Annotated in this window: 9 protein-coding genes; 4 read left to right on the forward strand and 5 right to left on the reverse strand. The window is 37.5% G+C overall.

All coding sequences use genetic code 11. From position 1 onward, the window contains the following. Positions 1–27 precede the first annotated feature (27 nt). Together CLV62_RS05310 and fumC are read right to left on the reverse strand one after the other, a co-directional pair. Complete coding sequence (locus CLV62_RS05310; RefSeq protein ID WP_110309743.1) at positions 28–8,721, reverse strand: GH36-type glycosyl hydrolase domain-containing protein; 8,694 nt, start codon at positions 8,719–8,721, stop codon at positions 28–30. A gap of 550 nt (positions 8,722–9,271) precedes the next feature. Continuing rightward, on the reverse strand, positions 9,272–10,672 hold the full coding sequence (fumC, locus tag CLV62_RS05315) for a class II fumarate hydratase (protein WP_110309744.1): 1,401 nt from the start codon (positions 10,670–10,672) through the stop codon (positions 9,272–9,274). A 478-nt stretch (positions 10,673–11,150) separates the two neighbouring features. On the opposite strand from fumC, the gene CLV62_RS05320 reads away from it, so the two are divergent. Then, positions 11,151–11,723, forward strand: a complete 573-nt coding sequence (locus CLV62_RS05320) for a Crp/Fnr family transcriptional regulator (RefSeq protein WP_110309745.1) — start codon at positions 11,151–11,153, stop codon at positions 11,721–11,723. 90 nt (positions 11,724–11,813) lie between these two features. Further along, positions 11,814–12,200, forward strand: coding sequence for a pyridoxamine 5'-phosphate oxidase family protein (locus CLV62_RS05325; RefSeq protein WP_245904016.1), 387 nt, complete (start codon positions 11,814–11,816; stop codon positions 12,198–12,200). 94 nt (positions 12,201–12,294) lie between these two features. On the opposite strand, the gene CLV62_RS05330 is transcribed toward CLV62_RS05325, so the two are convergent. Beyond that, complete coding sequence (locus tag CLV62_RS05330) at positions 12,295–17,424, reverse strand: T9SS type A sorting domain-containing protein (RefSeq protein ID WP_110309746.1); 5,130 nt, start codon at positions 17,422–17,424, stop codon at positions 12,295–12,297. Between the two features lie 260 nt (positions 17,425–17,684). Between CLV62_RS05330 and CLV62_RS05335 the strand changes: the two genes are divergently transcribed. Both CLV62_RS05335 and CLV62_RS05340 read left to right on the forward strand, forming a co-directional pair. Further along, a complete protein-coding gene (locus tag CLV62_RS05335) occupies positions 17,685–19,049 on the forward strand; it encodes a sigma-54-dependent transcriptional regulator (protein ID WP_110309747.1) in 1,365 nt (454 codons plus the stop codon). 30 nt (positions 19,050–19,079) lie between these two features. Beyond that, positions 19,080–20,414, forward strand: coding sequence for a sensor histidine kinase (locus CLV62_RS05340; protein ID WP_110309748.1), 1,335 nt, complete (start codon positions 19,080–19,082; stop codon positions 20,412–20,414). A 157-nt stretch (positions 20,415–20,571) separates the two neighbouring features. Here CLV62_RS05340 and CLV62_RS05345 read toward each other — a convergent pair whose 3' ends face one another. After that, positions 20,572–22,956 (reverse strand): ABC transporter permease, encoded by a 2,385-nt coding sequence (locus tag CLV62_RS05345; protein WP_110309749.1) that lies wholly within the window; start codon positions 22,954–22,956, stop codon positions 20,572–20,574. Between the two features lie 26 nt (positions 22,957–22,982). Beyond that, the gene (locus CLV62_RS05350; protein ID WP_110309750.1) at positions 22,983–25,307 is read right to left on the reverse strand and encodes an ABC transporter permease; all 2,325 of its coding nucleotides are present in this window, start codon (positions 25,305–25,307) and stop codon (positions 22,983–22,985) included. Positions 25,308–25,371: the final 64 nt, after the last annotated feature.

A 25,371-nucleotide genomic window follows, 5' to 3' on the forward strand; every position in this document is an offset into this window, starting at 1 on the left:
CTCTTTCTTTATTGTAAGTATAATTTATTACACAGTCCATAAATCTACAAAGTGCTCTTTTCGGTCATCTATCATAACAAAAGTATCTTTGTTCTCTTGTTGCTGCCCGTCAATAATCAGACGAGGCAATGACGAATCTTTTATCCGCAGAATGGTAATATGATACACCGTATCTTTATAACGATAATGTATCTTATAACTATCCCATTTCTGAGGCAATTGAGGAACTAATTGTAATTTATCTCCCATTAGATTTATACCCAATAGAGTCTCTACCAACAAACGGTACATCCATGCGGCAGAACCTGTGTACCATGTCCAGCCACCTCTTCCGAGATGACCCTCAGCGGCATATACATCAGCAGCAATAACATAAGGCTCTACTTTGTAAGTTGCAATATTCTCGGCAGTATCTCCATGATTTACCGGATTTAGCAATCCGAATAGCTCCCATGCCTTCTCGGTTTCACCCATCAAAGCAAAAGCAAGAACTGTCCAGATAGCACCATGTGTATATTGTCCGCCATTTTCGCGTACCCCGGGAATATATCCTTTGATGTAACCCGGATTGAGATCCGACTTATCGAACGGAGCTGTAAATAATTGGATTAATTTATCCTCGCGGCGAACAAGTTGTTTCTCGACTTGTTCCATCCCCATCAACGATCGTTCGGGATCTCCGGCTCCACTTATTATAGACCAACTTTGTGGCAGTGAATCAATATGACATTCATCATTCACTTTCGAGCCTAGTGGTTCACCGTTATCAAAATAAGCACGACGATACCATTCACCATCCCAAGCTTGCTCTCTTATGTTGTTTCTCAACACTCCGGCTTGTTCTATACAATGATCGGCAAATACAGTATCATTGCGAAGAGTCGCTATTTTCGAGAATTTAAGTAATACATCATATAAGAAAAATCCGAGCCAAACACTTTCTCCTCGTCCTTTTTCGCCGATAAGGTTCATTCCATCATTCCAGTCACCACAACCAATCAGCGGCAAACCATGTACCCCGAATTTAAGTCCGTATTTAATACTTCTTACACAATGTTCATAGAGAGTAGCCGATTCTTGTGAACGTCCCGGTAAATCATAGTACGATTCTTCATCGGGGTGCAACAACCGACCTTCAATAAACGATACTCTTTCATCAAGAATACCCGTATCTCCAACAGCTGATACATATCGGCAAGTAACATAAGGCAACCATAGATAATCGTCCGAGAAGTGAGTTCTCACACCTCGTCCCATAGGCGGATGCCACCAGTGCTGTACATCGCCTTCCACAAACTGCCTGCTGGCAGCACGAAGAATTTGCTTACGTGCAATAGATGGTTCGGCATGTACTAATGCCATCACATCCTGTAGCTGATCGCGGAAGCCATATGCCCCACCCGATTGATAATATCCTGAACGAGCCCAAATACGGCTACTTAGTGTCTGATACAACAACCATCCGTTTGCCATCATATTTACCGAAGCATCGGGAGTATCTACATTTACGGTTCCCAATGTACGATTCCAATAATCCCATACACCTTTTAGTACCTCCTTGGCTGCACCCGTATGTCGGAAACGTAACACGAGGTCGCGCATTTCTTCTTTATTATGAGCAAAGCCCAGTCGGAAACGAGTATCGCGTTCTTGTCCGTCTGCCAGATCGAATACTACCTGCATAGCACCGCAAGGGTCTAGTCCTGCACCTACTTTCCCCGAAAGGCGGCTGCGTTTCATTGCTGCCGGTTGTGCAAGGCTTCCATTCTGACCTATAAATTCGGTACGATCTCCCGTTAGTGTTCGAGATTCTCCCACATCCATAAAGGCAATCTTACCGGCAAAACCTATATTATAGAAATTACGGGCAAATAATACTCCCGTACGTACATCTATTTCTGTTTGTACATGCAGTAAACTCTTTTGACGTAAATCGGCAAGCACCCATTCATAATATCCTGTAACAGATATTTTACGAGGTCTTCCCGAAACGTTCTTAAGTTTCAGCACACCAAACTTTATGGGTGCATCCATAGCCACATACATGGTGAATTCCGATTCAATACCATTTTCGGTATGTTCAAATATAGTATAACCAAACCCATGCCTTACCACATAAGGAGTTGCTCCTTTTGCAGGAAGTGGTGTTGGCGACCAATATTCTCCTGTTTGCTCATCACGTATATAGAAGGCTTCACCCGAAGTATCTTTTACGGGATCATTATTCCAAGGTGTGATACGGAACTCATGTGCATTTTCTGCCCAAGTATAAGCTCCTCCGCTCTCGGAAATAACCGTTCCAAAATGCTGATTTGCCAGCACATTACTCCAAGGGGCAGGTGTGGTTTGTCCTGCTTCAAGAGTTATAACATATTCGTGACCATCGGGTGTAAAGCCTCCCAAACCATTTTCGAATATCAAATCCCTTTTAAGAAGAGGTTTCTCTACTTTCGAACTTATCGAATGTGTAGGATGGAAAGATGCAACTTGCAGCTCAGCAATAGTTAGAGATTGCAATTGTTTGGACAAAGTTCCCAATTCATCCGACAGAACTATACGTGCGGCGGCTTGTAACAATAGCATATCTTCGCGAGGAACTTGCTCAATACGACGAACAAAAATACCTCCCGCTTTTTCTAACAAGGGAGCCTCAATACCCGACGATATAAGATTGACAATTTCATCGTGTACCGATTGACGATATACCGAAACATCTTCGTTCAGTATTACCAGCTCAGCAGTCAAACCCTTCATACGCCAATAAGCGTGGGCAAGTACCATTTGTCTGACTAATTCGATACCCGAAACATCTGAAATTCTCAACAATACCAAAGGAGTATCTCCCGAAATACTATAACTCCAAAGCCCATCTTGTCCCCGTCTATTATTTTTCAAGATAGGTTGAGAAGCACGGCGCTGAGCATTGGCATACACCAAGGCTCCGGCTAATTTACTATATAATTGAGCCTCTGTTTCTACAATACCCAGTTGATTGAGAACTACTTGACTATGCGTCCAAGCTAATTCGAAAGCCCGTTCGGTCATACGAACATTTTGATACTTATCGGCTAAAGCAACCGCAACTTCACGTGTTTCTGCCATCCCCAACAAAACAGATACCGTTACGGTTCTACCTGCCGGAATAGTCACAGTACGACGCAGCGAAACAGCAGGATCGAGCACTGAACCACTGCTGTTAGACAGTTGTCCTTTATTCTCCAGAGCCAAAGGATTGGCTAAAGTGCGTCCCCGACCAACAAAGGCTGAACGGTCTGTTTCGCATGATACTTCTCCCTGCTGATTACCGGGAACCAATATTAAATGCAACAGATACGGAGGGGTCTCATTCTCTGATCGTGCCCTTCTTGTACATAAAATAGCCGAAGAATCGTGCAAAAATTCAGTTTGAACAAACAGATTACTAAAGGCAGGATGTGCCTCATCTGCTGCCTGAGGGGCAATTACCACTTCACTGTATGTAGTCAACTCTATTGTCCGGGCAGATTGCGAACGATTGATTAATCGTATACGTCTCAATTCGACATCATCTTCGGGCGAAACACAGATTGTAGTGTGTACCTCCAAATCAGCCTGTCGTTGACGGAATTCAGCATATGCCTGAGTGAAAATAGCCTCATCGTTTTTACCTTTACGCAAGGTCGGTTGATAAGTTGTAGACCAAAATTCACCGGAGTCCTTATCTCTCAGATAAACAAACATACCCATATTGTCGCTGGTGGAATCTTCACGCCAACGATTGACAGCGACGTTTAGCCAACGGCTATATCCGCTACCGCTATTGCTTACCATAACATGATAACGACCATTGGATAATAAATTAACTTCCGGAGCAATCTCCATATCGTTGAAATTTCGGACTACTTCCGAGCTATCAACCAATAATGGGTGCAGACCTTTTATTTCGAATTCCGAGTCATCGGATATGGCAGTTTCTGATATATTATGCGGTATACGTTCTTGTAACAAAAGCTCAGAAGCTCTAAGCATAGGACAAGCCATAAAACGCCTTTGCATAGAATTGTCTTTTATCAGATTGACCAGAGATAGCAGACTCATTCCTTGATGGTGCACCATAAACGAATGAATATTCACACTCTTTTGATCGGGACGAAGATGCAACGGTGTATAATCGATAGCTTCATAATAACCATACATTCCCTCGTGACCTGTCTCACTCAACCGTTGCATATTCTCGCAGGCTTTCTTGGGCAGAACCATCAATGCCATAACGGTAGCATAAGGCGTTATTACCAAATCTTCCGACAAACCTCGTTTTAATCCCAGACTGGGAATACCGAATGCTTTATATTGATAATTCTGCGAAGTATCGGTTCTATTATATCCCGACTCCGATATACCCCAAGGCACTCCAAGTGTTTTACCATATTCAATTTGAGCCCTCACGGCTACCTTATAAGTCTGATCGAGCAAAGTATGTTCAAAATTAGGCATCACCAACAAAGGCATCAGGTATTCGAACATTGATCCACTCCACGACAGTAATACGGGTTTTCCTTGCGATACTACCAGCAACCGGCTCAACGAGAACCAGTGTTCCTGAGGAACTTGTCCTTGCGCAATAGCTACATAACTGCACAATCGGGCTTCGGAAGCTAACATATCGTAGGACGAATTATCCATACGTTGTTCACTAACATTATACCCGATAACAAATAGTTTTTTTGAGGTGCTATAAAGAAATGCAAAGTCCATTCGAGCAAAAGATTCACTTTGTGCAGCCAATGATTTTATTATTTGCATTCTTTGAGCAGCATGCTTCACCGCTAATCGTAAAGCTGATAGCCAAGCATTCAAATAAGCAGTTATTCGCTCTTTGACCGATGGGTCTTTAAGACTCCGAAGGTTAACTAATTGTTCTTCTATTGAGAGACAAAGAGAATCTTCCAACTTGCAGATTTCGCGTAAAGTAAGACCTTTATCAAGTTCTTTCAGATTTGTAATAATCTCATCCAACTTATTATCGAACCCTTCATGGGGTATCGGTTGATTTATTTGTAGCCAAGGGGCAACATACAATAATTCTTCGATATGATCTTCGATATTATGTTGTAAAATTTGCACCCACGATTCTACTTCTTTATTTTCGAGAGACAAAGTCTTACTTAGGCTTTCTGCCTGATGTCTTACGGATTGCAATAGGGCAAGCGCTCCTTGTAACGATTCAGGGCTTGCCTCCAAATCTTTTTCGAGTTGGGCTATTGCGGAATTTTTGACCGTATATCGCTTCATAACACGTACAGTATCCAATAAGCCGGCGAAAATAACCGGAGTATAAACAGGTGCATCTTTCAACTCTTTTAACCCTTCGCCTAAAGTAAGCAAGTGGCCTGCCATGTTTCCGCTATCCACACTCGATACATACAACGGAGGAAGAGGTTCCAAGGTACGTGTATCATACCAATTATATAAATGTCCGCGATACTTTTTCAGATCACCCATCGTTGTAAATGTCAGCTGAGTGCGTTCCAGCATTTTTCCTGCCGAAAGGTATCCAAAATCGTACGCCGACAAATTAGCCAATAATGAAAGTCCTATATTAGTCGGAGAAGTTCGCGCTGCTATAACAGGTGTGGGTACTTCCTGAAAGTTATCAGGAGCCAACCAGTTTTCTTTAGCATTTACAAATGTCTCGAAGAAATACCATGTTTTACGGGCAATACGATGCAAAAGCAAATTTTGTTCTGTTGAAAATTCGGGTTTCTGTGCTTCAAACGCACGGCTAATAAACCAAGCAATACAGGGAGCCGCCGCCCAAACAATCCAAACAGGAAAAGAACAGAGTAACACCAGAGGGTCAAAGACAGCTAAAAGCGCGCCACAAGCAATGGCAAACACAGGGGAAAACCACATTGCCGAATAGAAGCTGGACAATGAATTTCCTGCGGTTTGCTCTGCATCAATAGATGTTTTCCATTTTAGGAGATGTTTGTGTGTCACCAACAAACGCCATAAGGTACATATTATAGCATCCAGATTAAGGTAAGCCTCGTAAGGCAATAATACCAATGAGAGTAAAACTTGTTTCAACTGACGCCAGCTTTTCCGAAAGGCATCCTGCAAATGCATTAACCATGACTGATCCTCTAATTTATAAAGAAGGTTTGTTGATAGACCCAAAAGGACAGGCAACAAAACTATAATCCCTACAAGCAACGGCATCAGCCATATACTTTGAGGAAATAATACGTAAAACAACACTAAAAATAAAAGAAAAGAGGGAGGTATTAAACTACGTCGAAGATTATCCATCATCTTCCACCTGCCTAATCGGGTGATAGGATTTTTAGCTGCTTTCTTTTGAAACGTAGGAACCCATGGCAATAACCATTGAATAATCTGCCAATCGCCACGAACCCAGCGATGACGGCGGATAGCATCCATATTGTAACCGGGAGGATAGGCTTCATATAGTTCTATATCACTTATTAATGCCGAACGTACATAGGTGGATTCTAACAAATCATGACTAAGAATTTTATTCTCAGGTAATCTATTTGCTAATACTTGCTCGAAAGCATCTACATCATAAATACCCTTTCCTACGAATGATCCTTCACGGAACACATCCTGATATACATCAGAAATAGCACGTGTATAAGGGTCAATACCCGGATCGCCCGAGACCAAACGTGTAAAAATAGAGCGTTGGCTACTAACCAGATTAATAGACACACGAGGTTGAAGGATACCATAACCATTGACTACAATATTTCGCTTCGGATCTATAACCGGATGGTTCAGCGGGTGTGCCATTGCTCCAACCAACTGATAAGCTGTATCACCCGGAAGTTGAGTATCAGTATCCAGCGTAATTACATATTTTACAGATGAAAGTATAGATGTATCGCCTTCGATCAGAGAAAAAGCATTTTCGGTTTTACCTCTCAGGAGGGCATTAAACTCCATCAATTTCCCTCGTTTACGCTCATATCCCATCCATTGATCTTCACCCGAATTCCAGCGACGGGGGCGATGAAATAAATAAAAAATAGAATTGACCGAGTTACTATCCGCAACATATTTTTCATTCAGTATCTGAATACCCTTTCTCGCTCGTTCAAGAATCGTATTATCAGAATCCATAACTTCTTGCGAAGCATCTGCAAAGTCGGTAAGCAGTGCGAAATGAAGATGTTTATCCCTATTCGACAGATAATGTAGTTCAAGATTATCTATTAATCGGTCTACTGTGTCAGGACACGAAATAATTGTTGGAATAACCACCATTGTGCGATACTCAGAGGGAATACCTTCAGAGAAATCGAGGCGAGGCAGTATCTTCGGTTTTACAAGTATCATGGCAAGCCAGTTGACCAAGTCTACAACAAGCTGACTAACACACAGAAGAAAAATAACAGACAAAAGAATGGCTTTCCAATTATCAAACGATACCCCTCTGGTTTCTAAGATCCCCATAAGCGCACCTCCACCTATAAACGTAAGGAGAACAATACCTCCGCCATAAGAGATCAAGGGGTAATTATGAATTCCTCTTCCTAAAACTGTGTTTAATGGTTCTTTTACTTTGAGAGACTTGTTTAAGACAGGTTGCCCGTCGCCCACTAAATAAAAACCAACGTGCGTATTTAAAGTATTTTGTTCCTGAAGTTTCGCTTGTTCTGCCAGTTGAATTACTCTCTCGGCAACCTCTACTTCCGAAAATGAACAATATTTTGTTATTGTTTCTATTCTATGGCGATAACGGTCACGAGTAGTAAAATCCATCTGGCTATAAATACCGGTTGGATCTTTTCTAAGTGTATTTTCAACAAGGCTTAATGTTTCGACAAAGACTTTCCAATCTGTAGCCGCCAGTGCACGCAAACTACCAATACTGTGGCTTACCGATAATTGATCGGCCGCCTGCGATTGACTTTCTAGATGAATAAGCTCTTCAATAGTTAATCCTTCTTCTGCCAACCTTTGCTCCAGCCATCTTCGGGCAATATGAAGCATCGGATTTTGGGACGATAAGCGTTGGCAAAATTCCGAAACAAAAGCACTCGAAAGCGGGATATTAGACTTAGCCATATCCGAGACCACCTCAATAAGCCTTGATGGTCTTTTCTTTGCCATAAGCTGAAGCTTATCTACCCATGCATTTGCAATATCTCGATGCGATTGCTTCTCTTGTAAACGGCTTACAATACGTTGCAAATTTTCGATAAGAGCCAATCGAAGCATAATAGGTACAGCCCATAATTCGCCCAATTTCAGATGAGATTTGGTTTGATACGCCTCTATAAAAGCTTTCAACGATTCTTTATCAATCTGAGCATCCACATGTGAAAGAAGCTCCAATACTATGCTGTAAACCCGAGGCATTCTTTTTGACACTCCTGTTTCCAGACACGGCAACTCCTGACTATATTTTTTGGGGAAATGCCGGCGTGCCAACTGAACGTGCTCTTCAATCAAATAGAAATTATCAACCAGCCACTTAGTCGCAGGAGTAATATTTTCTTGCTTATTCAGTATAAGTGTCGATTTATTAAAATCGCGCAGCACTTTATCATTGTAATTGAGTCGCTCAAGCAAGAAATTGTCTTTCCGACCGCTTGTCAGTTTTTCTTCTGAAGCAAGCTTTTTTGCATGCTGAATAAGTTGGTCAATCGTGAATAATTCATCACGTAGAGGTTGTTCTTCTGTTTTTTTATGCAAATACCTTATTTTATCCATATTTCTTAAAGTTACGTTATCAGCTATAAAGCAATAGTCACTACTTTAGCTAGTTATTACACAATTCACAGATTCTATCGTTTTGTATATCTTATACATTTCGTCACTCTAAAAAAGAGAGTATAGAATCTGTATCCTTCTTTAAACCGGTTAGATAAATGCCCAACATTACTATAATGTAGTTTAAAAGCTATTTTAGAGTAAGTTAGTTTGCTGTATGAAGTAAGCTCTTTGACCCGTTCTATTTTGCGAATAATGCAACGCTCAACATCAGAAACTTATGGTTCAGAAAACAGGTTAGAGAGGCAAGTATTATTTACAGTTAAGTTTTCGCTCAGATAATCTCAAATAGTTGATTTCCTTGCTGATTGTCCGAATAATGTATTAATTCGACGACCGATGTTGTTATTTATGCAATCAGCGTGTCTCGCTGATTTTCTATCGGTTAAATCCGATTCTTACAAAGCAATCTGTACCAGATTTCTTTTTTCATTTCAATTGGTAACTTTGTTATTGCTTAGTAAACCCAGTAATAACAAAGCTTATAACCTTAAATTAGATTCCCCACCATTTTCCGAGGATCAACCCATTCATCAAATTCTTCTGCTGTAACAAAGCCCAACTCCAAAGCTGCCGCTTTCAAAGTTGTATTATCTTGATAAGCTTTCTGAGCAATGGCTGCCGCTTTATAATATCCTATTTTAGAATTAAGAGCAGTCACAAGCATTAACGAATTATCCAGATTCTTTTTTATAGTTTCGGGGATAGGTTCAATACCCACTGCACAATGATCGTTAAAGCTTATACAACCTTCACCAATCAGGCGAGCACTATGAAGAAAATTATAGATAATCATAGGCTTAAACACATTCAGTTCGAAATGTCCTGTAGCACCGCCTACGGTTATAGCAACATCATTACCCATTACTTGGGCGGCAATCATAGTCAAAGCCTCACATTGAGTAGGATTTACTTTTCCGGGCATAATAGACGACCCCGGTTCGTTTTCAGGAATATGAATTTCACCAATACCCGAACGTGGACCAGAACTAAGCATCCGAACATCATTAGCTATTTTCATTAAACTTACAGCCACCGTTTTTAGTGCTCCATGAGTTTCCACAATAGCATCGTGACTGGCTAGAGCCTCGAATTTATTGGGTGCTGTTACAAAAGGTAAACCTGTTAATTCGGCTATTTTTGCAGCTACATTTTCAGAGTAATTATCAGGAGTATTAATACCTGTACCGACCGCTGTTCCTCCCAAAGCAAGTTCTGACAAATGTGGCAGTGCATTTTTTATCGCACACAGCCCATGATCAAGCTGTGCTACATATCCGCTAAATTCCTGCCCGAGAGTTAGAGGGGTTGCATCCATAAAATGGGTACGCCCAATTTTCACAACCGACATAAACTCCTTACTTTTTTCGGCAAGCGTATTTCGCAGTTTTTCAATTCCGGGAATAGTTTTCTCTATCAACATTTTATAAGCAGCAATATGCATTGCTGTAGGAAATGTATCGTTCGATGATTGAGATTTATTGATATCATCATTAGGCATCAGAACCTTTTCTTTATCGGATAACTTTCCTCCATTTAAGACATGTCCACGATTAGCTATTACCTCATTTACATTCATATTGGATTGTGTACCGCTACCTGTTTGCCATACTACCAGAGGAAAAGAATTATCGTGCTTATGTGCCAGTATCTCATCACAAACCCGTGAGATCAGATCACATTTCTCAGCCGATAAAACTCCTGCCTCTCTATTTGTTATAGCAGCGGCTTTTTTCAAATAAGCAAAAGCATGGATTACCTCTTTGGGTATACGATTAATATCCTGTGCAATCTTAAAATTGTCGATACTGCGTTGGGTTTGTGCCCCATAATATGCATCTGATGGAACTTTCACTTCACCCAGAGTATCTTTCTCTATTCTATAATCCATATTATACGGTTTTAGAGTTTATATCCTAGTACAATCGGAGTGTATTAAGAGACAGTGAGCTTTTAACACACTAATATTTAAAACAAGTAACAGATATTATAATTCTGACCAAAGTCGCAAACAGGTCTAAAACCTCAATCTAAGGCGGTCATAATTTAGCTTCTTCATTCTAATTTTCATAATCAAACGATTTACTTCTTTAAGCATAAAGAATTTTGAAATTTATCCCTACACTCAAAAAGGTATAACAACGAAAATAAATAAAGTCTATACTATATAAACACGATTAAACTCGTATTGTTTTTGTAGAACAAGATCTTTTGAAAGAGCAAACAGAAGTATTAAGTAGCTATCCGAGCAGCTAAAAGAAACAATCAGATTGTTTTACTAAGCACAAATTATTAAGTTTTTTGAAGGTCTCTTGGCAAATCTGAAGTATCTTTGAAAAAACGGAATAAGACTATAACGATTAACTAATATGTATCCAGATCTCATCCAACATATCCAAAGTTACACAAAATTAGAGGAAGATCAAATTAAAACCATCTCTAAATATTTTAAGCGAGTACACCTCAAGAATAAAGAATACTTATTGGAAGAGGGCCAAGTTTGTAAATCATATTTTTTTATAGAGAAAGGATGTGCCCGAATGTTCTTTTATACGAACAAAGGTGCAGAGCAAATAACTCAGTTTGCTTTAGAAAATTGGTGGATCACCGATTATTTCAGCTTTGCCGACCAAAAACCATCTGCATACAGCATACAAGCTATCGAGAAGTCCGAGATATTAGCAATTGACCATCTATCTTTCGAAAAGCTACTTAAGGAAGCACCCATATTAGAGCGCTATTTCCGAATAATAATGCAAAGAGCAGTAGCTGCATCACAATTGAGAATTAAACTACTTTACGATTTATCTAAAGAAGAGCTATACCTACATTTCAGTGCTAATTTCCCAGAATTCATTCAAAGAATACCACAATATATGCTGGCTTCATTTCTCGGGCTTACTCCTGAGTATTTAAGTGAAATCAGAAAAAAGAAATATTGACTCCAATTTCTTAAACTGGCTTAATTTTTAAAATATTCTTTATCCATAATTTTGTACCAGAAATAAAATTAAAACAAATAAGTACAAAAAATGGAAAAGCCAATACTCACAGAGAAATTTTTTGATGTAATTAATCACGAAGGAGTAGTATCAATTGTATCTTGGGGGCTTGATGAACCACATATCGCCAATACATGGAACTCCTATATCGTAGTAACAGAAGATGGCAGAATCTTGATTCCTGCATACGGATTACGCAAAACTCAAAAAAATGTAGAAGTAAACAACAAGATAAAACTAACATTAGGCAGCAAAGAAGTTCTGGGTTATAAAGATTATCAAGGTACAGGCTTTTTAATTACAGGAACTGCGAAATATCTCAACATCGGGGCTGATTATGATATGATGAAAGAGAAGTTTTCTTTCTTAACACGAGTATTAGAAGTAACTGTTATATCTGCAAAGCAAACATTATAAGAGGAATTTACTAATCTTGTAAACATATAAAAAGAAAGAGGAGATTAAATCTCCTCTTTCTTTTATTCTGCACAAAATACAGAAGTATTCATACTTAATCTTTTTTGATTTTATGAGTGGTGATTCCTTTTGAGGTTGCCACCTTTACAATATATACACCTGCACTCAAATTATTTACAGAAAAGCGTGATTCTCTATCAACCTTTTTCATCAATATACCCTGAATATTATATATTTCGGTTTTTATAATCTCAGAAGATGCATTAACAGTCAATATATCTGATAGATTCTCCAGTGAAACTAAAACTTTATCTGCTCTATCTTCCACATTCAATGGAGCAGTTCTGAATGAAGGACTCGACCATATATCATCGCCCCAAATGTCAACCGCATTTACTTTAATCGGTAAACGATCCATCAATTTACTGTTCGGAGTACGTTCTATGACTTGTACCTTACCTGCTTCTTTGATATAAGGCATAATGATATAATCACCTTCTTGTACCTCGTCAGTTATCTCACAAGTGTAAGTGTATGTGCTTCGAGAAGCAGTTATATCCATATAAAAAGCTCCATTCGGATAAAATAATCCAATACGTGCCGCAGTTGGAGCTGTGGTTGGCATATACACTTTAAATGGTACAAACTGGTCTATTGCAAACAATTCATTTACTTTATTATTGATATTCAACTGAATGTATTTATTTACACTTACATCTGTACTCGGAATATATGAGTTTACAGCACGCCCCCATATATCTTCATTTACTTTTAAAGGTAATTTATCTATCCAAGCAGAAGATGCAGGTCGTTCAATATCTATTCGTTCACCATTTTTGTAGATATACGGCATCAACATATAAGCACTATTAGGCGTTTGTGAGCGCAATTGACACGTATACACATTATTTGTTCTCGAAATAACGATTAATGAATCCCTTAAATCGCCATTTACAGGATTATATAATCCAAAGTGTACAGCATCCAAATTACTACTGGTGTTAGCATATATCTGGAAAGTCTGACCTTTACTTACTAAATGGTTATTATCAAGCTTCACTTTAAGATGATCCTTTAACTCAATAGCCCCCTGAGTTATTTTCACATTGTAAATAATTCTCAGACTCGGAAAAGTAGCGTTTGTCATTTCGCAATACAAATCATAACCTGCATAATTTTCTGCTATAAATTTACCATTCCCTAAACTTTTTACAGAAACAGGAGCTCCCGAAGCCTCTCGCCAATCATAATTAGTAATATTTCCATTGATATTGTATTCACTGCTCAAATCTATAATTTGGTCTGACGGGGTGTCTTCTCCAAGTATAGCCTTTTGGGATTGATATTGTTCTTTGAAAGGTGAAATAATAGGTAATGTCGAGAATTTTAGATTATTATTTTCACAGTATAATTTTTTTAATTTGTTATTATTAGACAAATCAAGTTTCTTTAACTGATTATTTTCACAATCAATATCTTCTAAGTCTTTATTTTCTGAGAAGTCAATATTTTTTATTTGTCCCCTACGACACATAAAATATTTCAACTTTTTATTATTAGATATATCGATTTCTTCAATTAAGGTATCCTCTATATTAAGTAGTTCTAATAAGGTATTATTCGTTAAATCAAGCTTGGATATCATATTTCCTCCACAGTTTAAAGATCTCAAAGCTTTATTATTCGAAAGATCTAGCTCGGTTAGATTATCCCCAGCACAATATAAATTCTCTAATTTCTTGTTTAATGAAACATTCAATTCATATACTTTAGTACCATAAACCCCTAAATCTAGAAGCTCTGCGAACTTACTACAATCTAAAGATCCTGATATTTTTAGAGCTTTTATGTAAAAATCAACCAGTCGTCGAGGAGATTCTGTATTCCAGACTAAACTAACTTCGGGTAAATATTGCTTCTCAATCCAATCTTCTGACAAATCCCAAGCAATTGTATCAGAAACAGTAAGCCCAACTAATTCAAGATTCAATTTACCTGCTTCGGCAGATGGTTGCCTCAAAAATTGACGAAGTCCCTCTTTATCGTCTTCATGATAAATATTGGTACTATTGGCTATTTCCACTGTATACTCCAATGTAAGACCAGGAAAATTAGCATTAGTCATCTTGCAAATTAGGAATTGATTACCTGATATCAAATTTGCAATAAATTTACCATTAGCAGGACTCTCCAATACCACTGCTTCATTATTTTGATTATACCAAGAATAAGTCGTTATATTTCCATTGATATTATATTCACTGCTCAAATCGATTATCTGACCCGATGGGGTGTCTTCTCCAATGATAGCTTGTTGAGGTGAATAGGAATACCACGAACTTGAGGGAAATGGGAGTGGTAATGTTGAAAATTTCAAATAGTTATTATTGCAATGCAACTCCTTCCAATCTAATCTTTGAGGAACTTTCAACTCTGCCAATTGATTAAAAGAACAATCAAGTTGCAATATATTTAAAGAAGCCGACACATCCAATTGAGACAATTGATTATTGGAGCACCATAAATCAAGTAGGTTAATGCAATCTGCTATATTATTTAATGATTTCAATTGATTATTTTGGCATGAAAAATGCGATAAATTGGAACAGTCAGCTAAATCTAACTCCTTTAATTGATTACCCTCACACGACAAATCATTCAACTTTGAATAATTTGATACATCTAATTCCGTTAGCTTATTATTTGCACACGAAAGTCTCTTTAAGTTATTTCCTGCATAAATATTTAAATTGGTCAAATCATTATTCCCACACAATAAAGATTCTAAATCAGCACAAGCAGATACATCTAAATCTGTCAATTTAGTACTTCCTTTATAATTCATAAAATATGTGAGCCTTTCACATTCTAAATATTTTAATTTTGGACAAACGGATGCATTTAATTTGGTTATTAGATTAGTTCCACATGCTAAATATTCCAAATCAGGACAGTTTGATAAATCCAAATCGGTCAGGTAATTAATTGAACATGACAAATATTTCAATTTTGGACACCCGGATAAATCCAAATTACCTATCATGCTCACACTACATTCTAAATATTCTAAATTGGGGCAGCCAGCTATATTTAGAGAAGACATGTAAAAATTGTTCGAACAAATTAAAGTCTTTAAATTTTCACAATTAGTAACATTATAGCTGGCAAGAATAGTACCAAAAGAAAAATCTAAAGATTCTAATTTAGCAAATTTAGCAAATCGTATAGACCCCGTAATTTTGTTACCCATATGTTTAAGATTCAATCCGATAAGCCTTTTGGGTACTTCATTTGACCATTCTACAGATATTCCACTGTTAGCATTGAACTTGTCCACCCACTCTTCCAACATATTCCAATTTAATGTATCGCTAGGGACTAGATTACACGCTTCCAAGTTTTTGTTTTCTTTCAAAAATGCCCGCAATCCCTCTTTATCGTCTTCATGGTATTTTGCATCCGGCAAATCTCCAAACCTAAAAGTTACAACACCGTTTTGATTAACAATATTGGTTAGAGGCTTTCCGGTCTCTATGGAATTTGCTACACTTCCATCGTTATATTCCAATACGGTTTTAGCTGACGGAATAGATGCATCAGTAAATGAAGTATATTCATTCCCGAAAACACAACCGATATTATTTATATCTCCATAAGAATCGACAATATTCCCTCCTTCTATCTGACCGGGAAAAGCATATATAGATGATGCACATACCGGATATAGTTTTTGGGGATAACTATAATTGGGGCTAGAAATTCTTATATTCTTGTCAACACGATATATCAGTAAGCCTCCTTGAAATGACGGTCCATTGTATTGTGGACCGTTTAATAGTCCGGCATCAAAACCTTTCTTTTGACGATTTTCAAGAATAAAAAAGTCATCCTGAATACTTTCAATAGAAGTAAAGTCGGTCAGATTATTTCCCTTCTGGTATATATATGCCACCGGATTCTCCGCCGCATTTTCGAGACTAAAAGAGCCAGAGTTAGTTAAAACCTTAGGCTTGACCCAACCAAGCCTTATCTTTTCATACATATTCATATGTGCAGGGCTGTTACCATAGAACATAGACGAGTAAAAATCATCTGTTATATAATTATGAGTGCCACCTCCCATCAAATCCCATTGTCCTGTACCTTTATATATACCATATCCATCGTAAAAATCTTTTGATTCGAAAAGAAGATGTGCAAGTTCATGAGTCGGAACACCTATTGTCGAAACTTGTTTCTCGTCTTTATTTCGCATATTGGGAGTTAATTCGGCAGAACAAGAATATCGTTTAAATCGATATGTCTGTCCATCTTTTGGACTTACACAAAGATAGTCGTCCGGATTTCCAGGTTCAGAAGAGGCTCCCATTCCAAAGCCATACTGATGTCCCCAAGCAAATCCATTAGCAAGACCTGCAAAAGCCTGATCTTCTCCAGCAAAAATGATGTGCAACCTATTTATTTCACTGTAACCATCCGTATATAAAGATAAATCCAGATTAGGTTCATTTTGTATTTTATTTTGTATTAAAAACTTACCTAGTTTACTCAAGTTCGTCACTTGGTATACATGAGTGCCTCTGTAATTAGACATTTCTTCGGCACGATAAGGACCAATCACATCAAAAGTGATATTCACTTTGCCATAAGAATTCTCGAGAAAGTAGTCTTTTACGCTACCATAACCGGGATTTCCTAATGTACCGACATAACCTCTTTGGTTTAATAACATTTCGAATTTATACTTTACATTTTCAGTCGTCATAGGTCTATCGGCAAAATCTACCAATACGCATAATACACGAAACTCTCCCTGATAGGGTCGGGAGCCAACCGATCGCACTCTGACCTGCTCCTTCTCTACATTCCAGATCTGAAGCATTTTGTCGACCTGAGAGTTGCTGTAAAACAATCTCTTAGGTATAGCAATAGTAGCAGGATCGATAGATCTTTTTAATGATGTACCCTTGTAAACAACTGTGGAAGGCTCTATGTCTCCATCGCTGTTTTGAAGTGCATACACAATACGCCTACTACTATCCAGCAATAATGTATATCCATCGGGGGACTCCATCCAGTTAATTTTCTCATCACCTCTCAGATAATATTCGACAGGTGTACCATCAGGTTGTTTGTCTTTGATTAAACCAGACATAGCAGGACCTGCATACATAGCCAGGGGTATAAAAATAATACCCAGAAAAAGCAATAGTAGTTTTCTCATAATAAAATAATTTGTGTGTATATTAAAGATGTATAGTTTCTCAAAGTTTGACAATTGTAAAGCGAACGCTAAATTAACATATTTTTCTTAAAATTAAGCACTATCAATGTGAATTCTATTATCATACAATTCTTAAAATATTATTTTTCAGATTTAAAAACATGTAATTTCAATTTTTATTTCGGCCATTTCTATAGAACCCGGATAGTCTTATTTGATTATTAACTACATTTGTACTATTAGCTTAATTGATCCTATAGATGAAAAAAGGAAGTATTCTTGTTGTTGATGATAATAAAAACGTACTAAGCGCATTACGCATTCTACTAGACAGTTATTTCGAACATGTCTATTTATTATCCTCGCCTAATACACTCATCTCGACATTGAGAGAAAAAAATCCCGACATTGTCTTATTAGATATGAACTACTCTGCCGGAATAAACTCCGGAAATGAAGGTTTATACTGGCTGTCAGAAGTCAAAAAGATAGATGCCGAACTACCCGTTGTGCTTTTCACCGCATATGCGGATATCGAGCTGGCAGTAAAAGCATTGAAAGAAGGAGCGTCCGATTTTGTTGTCAAACCATGGGACAATACAAAGCTACTGGCTACATTACAAGCTGCATTTTCGCTGCGCCAATCTCGTAAAGAAGTAAAAAAGCTACGCGAGAAGCAGAATGTACTAAACTCCGAGTTAAATAAAGAGGAAGACTTCTGTTGGGGAGAATCCAAAATAATGCAGAACCTTCTTGCCCTCATCAAGAAAGTAGCAAAGACCGATGCCAACGTGTTAATAACCGGCGAAAATGGAACAGGTAAAGAATTAATCGCAAAAAAAATACATCACCTATCCTTACGTGCCAGTGAAACATTGGTAAGTGTAGATATGGGCGCAGTAACCGAAAGCTTATTCGAGAGTGAATTATTCGGACACATTAAAGGATCGTTTACCGATGCAAAAACCGATCGTGCAGGAAAATTTGAAGCAGCCGACAACGGCTCTCTTTTTCTGGATGAAATTGGAAACCTAAGTTATACTCTACAAGCCAAATTGCTGACAGCCTTACAATCAAGATACATTATAAGAGTCGGAAGTAATACTCCTATCCCCGTAGATATACGACTTATTTGTGCAACAAACAGAAACTTATTTAAAGCGGTTCAGGACGGAGAATTCCGAGAAGACTTACTATACCGTATCGACACCATACAAATAGAAGTTCCCCCCTTGCGTGAACGTCGGGAAGATATCGTATTACTGGCGAACTTCTTCCTTGATAAGTTTACAAAAAAATACAACAAAAAAGAATTGAAATTAAGTGACAAAGCTATTTCAAAACTAGAAGGATATTCATGGCCGGGGAATGTGCGCGAATTACAGCATGCAATTGAAAAGGCTGTCATATTAAGTGATGGAACAGAACTGCAACCCACCGATTTCTATATGCGACCAATGGAAAATAAAGCGGCTGTTATAGAAGCAATAACTCTTGAGGAAATGGAAAAAATTCTAATTGAAAAAGCTTTGAACAAATACGATAAGAATATATCTGCCATTGCTACCGAATTGGGCATCACACGCCCTACTTTATATAGCAAGATGAAAAAGTATGGTTTATAAGTCGAACTTATATGATAATAAAAAGATAATATGTTTAAATCGATCGAATATAAGCTCATACTTTTTTTGATACTATTGATTCTGTCAGTAGCGGCAAGCACCTTTCTCATAGTCCAACACGAATATGTGTATGTCGGCATATTTCTATTATTGGCGATATTCTCCTTAAAGAATCTTTATAGCCATTATAAAAGATTCAATCAAAATATACTTTTCCTGCTCAATGCCTTAGATAATGGAGATTACTCTTTTCACTTTACGGAAGCCAAAACTTCGAAGAGAGAGAAAGAGCTGAATCAGATGATGAACCGCATCAAGGATATATTGACAAAAGCACGAAAAGAGGTAATTGAAAACGAAAAATTCCTGAGCCTTATTCTGGAAAGTGTTTCTACAGGAATCATAATATTGGATCACAACAACAATGTGCATGCAACCAATCGTGCGACCAATAAGTTATTAGGACTGCCTGTATTTACGCACCTTAACCAATTAAATGCTGTTGACGAATCGTTACCTGAGCTTTTTAAAGACTTAGAAGTAAAAGACAATACTCAAATAAAGATTGCCAACGAACGGGAAGAAATCCAGATAAGCCTGCATGTTTCCAAAATAACATTGAAGAAAGGTGCAATGAAAGTTATTACCCTCAATAATATTGGTAATGAACTTGAAGCTAAAGAAATGGAATCGTGGATACGCCTAATTCGCGTAATGACTCATGAAATAATGAACTCAATAGCGCCGATTACTTCTTTAACTGAAACTTTGCTCTTTTCCTATAAAATGAAATCGGATGAAACATCGGACGATTCCCTTCAAAGAAACACAATAGATGCTCTTGAGACCATTAGTTCTACAGCTAAAGGTTTGATCACATTTGTCGATTCGTATCGAAAATTTACGGGAGTACCAACTCCTCAATTCCGACAATTCGAATTGATTCCCTTATTAGAAAAGATACTCCGCCTCGAGTCTGCAAATCTGGAAGAGAAAGGCATCGTATCCCATATTATTTATACAAATAAGCAGACTACATTAAATGCCGATGAAGGGCAAATAACACAAATACTGGTAAATATAATAAAGAACGCTCTGGAGGCCATAGCAGCCAATCAAGATGGAAAAATAGAGATCAAGGTAACAGAAGCAGAGAATAGAGTATCAATAGACATTGCAAACAACGGCGAACCTATTCCACAAGAAATTGCCGCTCATATATTTATACCATTCTTCACAACTAAAGACTACGGTACTGGTATCGGACTTAGTGTTTCACGCTATATTATGCGACTACATGGTGGAAATCTAAAACACCATACTTCAAACGAATGGACTGTTTTCAGCATGGTGTTTAATGTGTAAGGTCTCAGACCTTTTTATTGCTTTGGTGCAGGGGTGAACCTATGTGGTCAATCACAAAGGACAGACACACAGGTCTGCCCATACAAGTAAAATATAGTATTAGATACTTTGTATTACTTAATATACAATATAGTAAGAGAGTTATTTTCTTATTATTTCATTCACTCTTTACCGAATTCACTGGATTTATCTTTGCAGCTTTCCAGCTCTGGAAACTAACAGCAACGAGAGAGATAAGAGAAACAAAAACACTTGCTGTAACAAACATCCACCAATTTAGATCGGCTTTATATGCAAAATTCTCAAGCCATTTCTCTATTATAAACCAAGCTACTGGTATAGCTATACAAACAGAAAGTAAAATCCACCTCAACAAACTTACATTAAGCATGGTAACAATCTCCCGATTAGTTGCTCCATTTACTTTTCTGATACCGATTTCCTTGGTTCGAGTTTTTATCATAAATGCCATAAAAACAATTAATCCGAGAATAGTAATAATCAGGCATAGTACCGAAAAGAACTTTATGACCTTTCCTGCATTCAATTCATTTTTATATACAACATTATATGTATCGCTCAGAAATTTATAATTGATCGGATAATCAGGATTTATTTTCCCCCAAACCGAGTTCAATGTCTGCATAGCCTGCGTTTCGTGTTCGGGTACAAAACGAATCATAAAACAATTCATAAACATATTCCGCTGTAATATTATCATCGGAACAGCATCTTCGTAGACACTGGTATATGTAAAATCGTCTACAACTCCCGATACTACCGCCGATTGAGTATAATCGAGTGCACTATGTTCTATTTTTATTTCTTTACCGATAGCCTCTTCGGGTGAAGTAAACCCCAATACTTGTAAAGCTTTCCTGTTAAGGATAATATCTTCTTTCAGATTCGAAAATATGTTTTCATCTATCCGTCTGAAAAGGAGTTCTTCCTCTTCTTTGAGAGACATTTTTAAAGGAGCAAACATCTTTCCGGCTTCTATCTTAATGCCATAAAAAGGAAAGAAATCTTCACCCACAACCAATACCGGCAAATGTATCTGCTCTTTTCCTTCGACAGTTGCCCCAATCATATCTCTGACCGCTGATCCCGGCAGTTGCATAGCTCCGGTTACCGATTCTATTTCGGGATGCTTCAATAATTCATCTTTTAATGATGAATAATTACTGATTATCTCCGGAGGCTGTTCATCGAAAACAACAATATTACTCTCCATACCTCCAACCTGAGTATTCCTTATCAGAGTAATCTGGCTATTTATCCCAAGAGTTACTATAATGATAAAAATCACAATACTATATTGAATAACAAGCATATACTTTACATTCGAAAAAGAAAACCGAATGGTTTTAAGATCAATACGGTCATTGAAAAAGAATGTCGATGAAATATTCGAAAGAACAGGAAATAATGAGACAAGAACAGTAATAAATAAAAAGAATAAACAGAGAATTATCTCTTCTCCAATGGAGATAAAGTTAAAGGATATGGAGAAGTAATCGGCAACAAATACGGAAATCAATTTACCGGCTAATATACCTGCAACTGTCAACCAAAACACCACCTGAATTTCATCTTTTGCCACCACATAAGACGATGCTCCATTAAATCGCAGTAATTGATAATACCTTTTATTATAAGAAAAGATAACACTGGCATTAAGCCACAAATTAAACATTACTATTATAAAAAGTAGCATGTTCGCTCCAATAATAAGATAGATATAATAGATATTGCCATTAGGTTCCATCTCCCTCAGGACATGGCTATGCAGGTGAATATCCGCCATAGGCATTAGATTGATCTCAGCACCAGGTCTCTGAGGATTTTCCTTTAAAAAGACATCTGATATTTTCTTCTCTAATTCTGAATAGTTTGGTCCTTTAGTAACCAAAAGATAAGCATAGAAAAAAGAATTATCAAAATCGGCTTCCCTGACAATAATATCGGTATGGAAATGAGTATTACCGGGCATGTCCTTAAAAACGCCGGCTATAGAGCATGTCATATTCTGAAACCTGCGTCCACTTAGTTCTATTTTCTCTCCTATAATATCGGCTTTTCCGAATAGCTGATATGCCAGCTTTTCGCTAATTACAACACTTCCCGGTGATTTAAAAACTGTTTGACTATCCCCGTTAAGCAAAGGGATATCAAGTATCTCAAAAAGGTTATCACTCGAAAAATAAAGATCGGTTATCACTTGCTTTGTTCCCTTGGAAGTAAGAATAGCTGTGTTTATTTTTGACAATTTAAGTACCGCCTCAATTTCGGATATACTTTGCACTATTTGATTAACATTTGTACCATACATACGCCCGTCAGCCTGTTGTCCGTCATAACTCACTGCCATACGAACAATGCGGTCTGCTTTCGAATAAAACTTATCAAAGCTAAGTTCTCTTTTTACATAAGTATACGAAACAAGTATACACGCAAACATGAGAGCCAAACCCAACAAATTCACAATTCGAAGGTTTTTTGTTTTCAGAAAACGCCTTACGACAAATGGAATATTATACATAATATCTATATTATAAGAAATACTCTTTACTCTCCTTTTATCGAATCAACAGGGTTCGCACGTGCAGCTCTTAAGCTTTGCCAGCTTACCGAAAGAAGAGACAACAACAATACTATCAGACCGCAAACTACAAATACCCACCAGCTAAGATCTATTTTGTAAGCAAAACCTTCTAACCATCTGCTCATAGCATAATAAGCTATCGGACAGGCAAACACAAATGCGATCAACACTCTGATAAAAGAATCCATATTCAGCATTCTCAGAATTTCACCTTCGGTAGCACCATTCACCTTTCGGATGCCTATTTCTTTTTCTTTCTGACGAATCAGATAAAGTGACATGGCAAAGACCCCCATCACCATAATCAGAATAGTAAGTATAGCAAATGCAGATATTATTTGGGAAGTCTTTTCTTCTTTTTCGTATGCCTTCTGGAGGATATCATTTGCAAATCGGGCTTCAAAAAGCTCCCCGCCATTATATTTCGAATAAGTATCTTTTATTTTATCTGCTGTTTTATACAAATCTGCTCCCTCTGTTATTTTTACGGTAATATCCCCTACCCAATGACCAGCCGGAAGTTTGCGTATGCGCATTAATCCCATAGGTTCATGTAATGATTTGAAATTGAAATCACTCACAATCCCAGCTATTTGCTGATTATTGTTGTTCCCAAAATTTGCCATGAATGAAACAGAATCGGGATGTAGCGCATTAAAAGCTTTTTGATTTACCCAATAAGTATCATTGGTTGGTTCTATACCGGTAGGTGATATCTTAATATCGAATATCTTGAAAAATACAGAGTCAACAACTAACTCCTGAAAACTAAACTGTACTCCATCTACCTCGAAAGAATTATTATTGCTGCCACTAACAGGAGTTCCCTGACTATAAGAAACTAATTCAACCCCGGATATAGTATATAGTATATTTTTAAACCCTACCAATCGGGCACTATCCAGAACATTATCCATTATAAAAATACGATCACGATTGAATCCTGTATCATAATTTACAAGGAAATCAGACTGCTGCTTAATAAAGAAACTACAGATAAGCAAAACGATAGCTACGATATACTGAAATACAATAAGTAATTTTGAATATTTCGACTTCACTTTACGGGAAAAAGATCCCTTCACTATTTCAATAGGGTTAAATCCTGATATGATTATAGCCGGAATAAAACCTGCTACAATAGAAATAAATAGGACGAAAATAGTAGCGATACAAATCAGCGTAAAGCTCAACTGGTCTGATAAGTTTAGATCCGTATTCAGTAGATTATTAAAAGACGGCTCAATAAGAAAAGCCATGAAAAGCCCCAGAATAAAGGTAAAAGAGGTCATCAAAAGCGATTCTGTCAATAATTGCAGCATTAAACTCTTACGGCTACAGCCCAGAAGCTTCTTCATCGCTGCTTCTTTTCCTCTGAATCCTGCCTGAGCCACAGTCATATTAATATAGTTCAACAGAGCAATTACCAATATAAGGATAACAATACCTGTATAGACCGAAATAAGTGTCTTACTATTTGTCCTGAGATTAGAATACGGCTCATTTATCTCGAAATAAGCATCTTTAAGAGGTATAAATTTAAGATCTTGGGTAAAACCGTCTTTATAAAACCAAAACTCTTTCTTAAATAATTCCAATAGCATAGGTGTTTTAGCCGGCAGATCGCTACCCTCTTTTTCCAGAAAATACATAGTGAAACCAAAATTGTATGGAGTTGTCAATATCCAATCACCCCCAAAAAATTGAGTAATAGATGCGTAGTTAACAACAAAATCCGCTTTAGGGATCTGCGTATTTTGGGGAATATCTTCCATTATACCTGTAATAGTATACTCTACATTATTAATTATAAGATGCACTCCTACAGGATTCTTACCTGAAAACATCTTATTTGCAAATGATTTTGTTACTACAACCGACTTCAATGTAGAAAGTACCTGCGAGGGATTACCTTCGATCAATTTAAAAGAGAATACATTAAAGAAAGTCGAATCGGCGAACAACGCTTCTGCTTTTACCTTCTGCTGTCCTTTTTCGCCCAAGACTACAGACATGGGGTGTATTCGGGTATATGCCTCTACTTCGGGACATTTATCTTTCACAAAATCGGCTACTGGATTACCAAATTTAGAAGACTCGTCATGAGCAAGTAAAAATATCCGATCTTTCTTCTCATGGAAACTATCCACCGACAGTTCCTGCTTTACATATATACCCAATAGTATCACAAACGTAAGTGATACTGAAAAGCCAACCACCGATACCAAGGTATATAATTTGTTTCGAGACAGAAACTTCTGGTATATTTTTAAATCTGCTATTCTCATTGTTTTTTATATTTAATTTTTCGATAAAAAGAAGGAGAAGTTTTATCTTACTAATAGTCACTTT

Source organism: Indolivaga alginatilytica (genome assembly GCF_003201355.1).
Lineage (GTDB): Bacteria > Bacteroidota > Bacteroidia > Bacteroidales > Dysgonomonadaceae > Dysgonomonas_A > Dysgonomonas_A alginatilytica.

Excerpts from the sequence above, each read along its gene's own strand:
- CLV62_RS05310 (WP_110309743.1), bottom strand. The coding sequence starts at position 8,721 with ATGGATAAAATAAGGTATTTGCATAAAAAAACAGAAGAACAACCTCTA.
- fumC (WP_110309744.1), bottom strand. The coding sequence starts at position 10,672 with ATGGATTATAGAATAGAGAAAGATACTCTGGGTGAAGTGAAAGTTCCA.
- CLV62_RS05320 (WP_110309745.1), top strand. The coding sequence starts at position 11,151 with ATGTATCCAGATCTCATCCAACATATCCAAAGTTACACAAAATTAGAG.
- CLV62_RS05325 (WP_245904016.1), top strand. The coding sequence starts at position 11,814 with ATGGAAAAGCCAATACTCACAGAGAAATTTTTTGATGTAATTAATCAC.
- CLV62_RS05330 (WP_110309746.1), bottom strand. The coding sequence starts at position 17,424 with ATGAGAAAACTACTATTGCTTTTTCTGGGTATTATTTTTATACCCCTG.
- CLV62_RS05335 (WP_110309747.1), top strand. The coding sequence starts at position 17,685 with ATGAAAAAAGGAAGTATTCTTGTTGTTGATGATAATAAAAACGTACTA.
- CLV62_RS05340 (WP_110309748.1), top strand. The coding sequence starts at position 19,080 with ATGTTTAAATCGATCGAATATAAGCTCATACTTTTTTTGATACTATTG.
- CLV62_RS05345 (WP_110309749.1), bottom strand. The coding sequence starts at position 22,956 with ATGTATAATATTCCATTTGTCGTAAGGCGTTTTCTGAAAACAAAAAAC.
- CLV62_RS05350 (WP_110309750.1), bottom strand. The coding sequence starts at position 25,307 with ATGAGAATAGCAGATTTAAAAATATACCAGAAGTTTCTGTCTCGAAAC.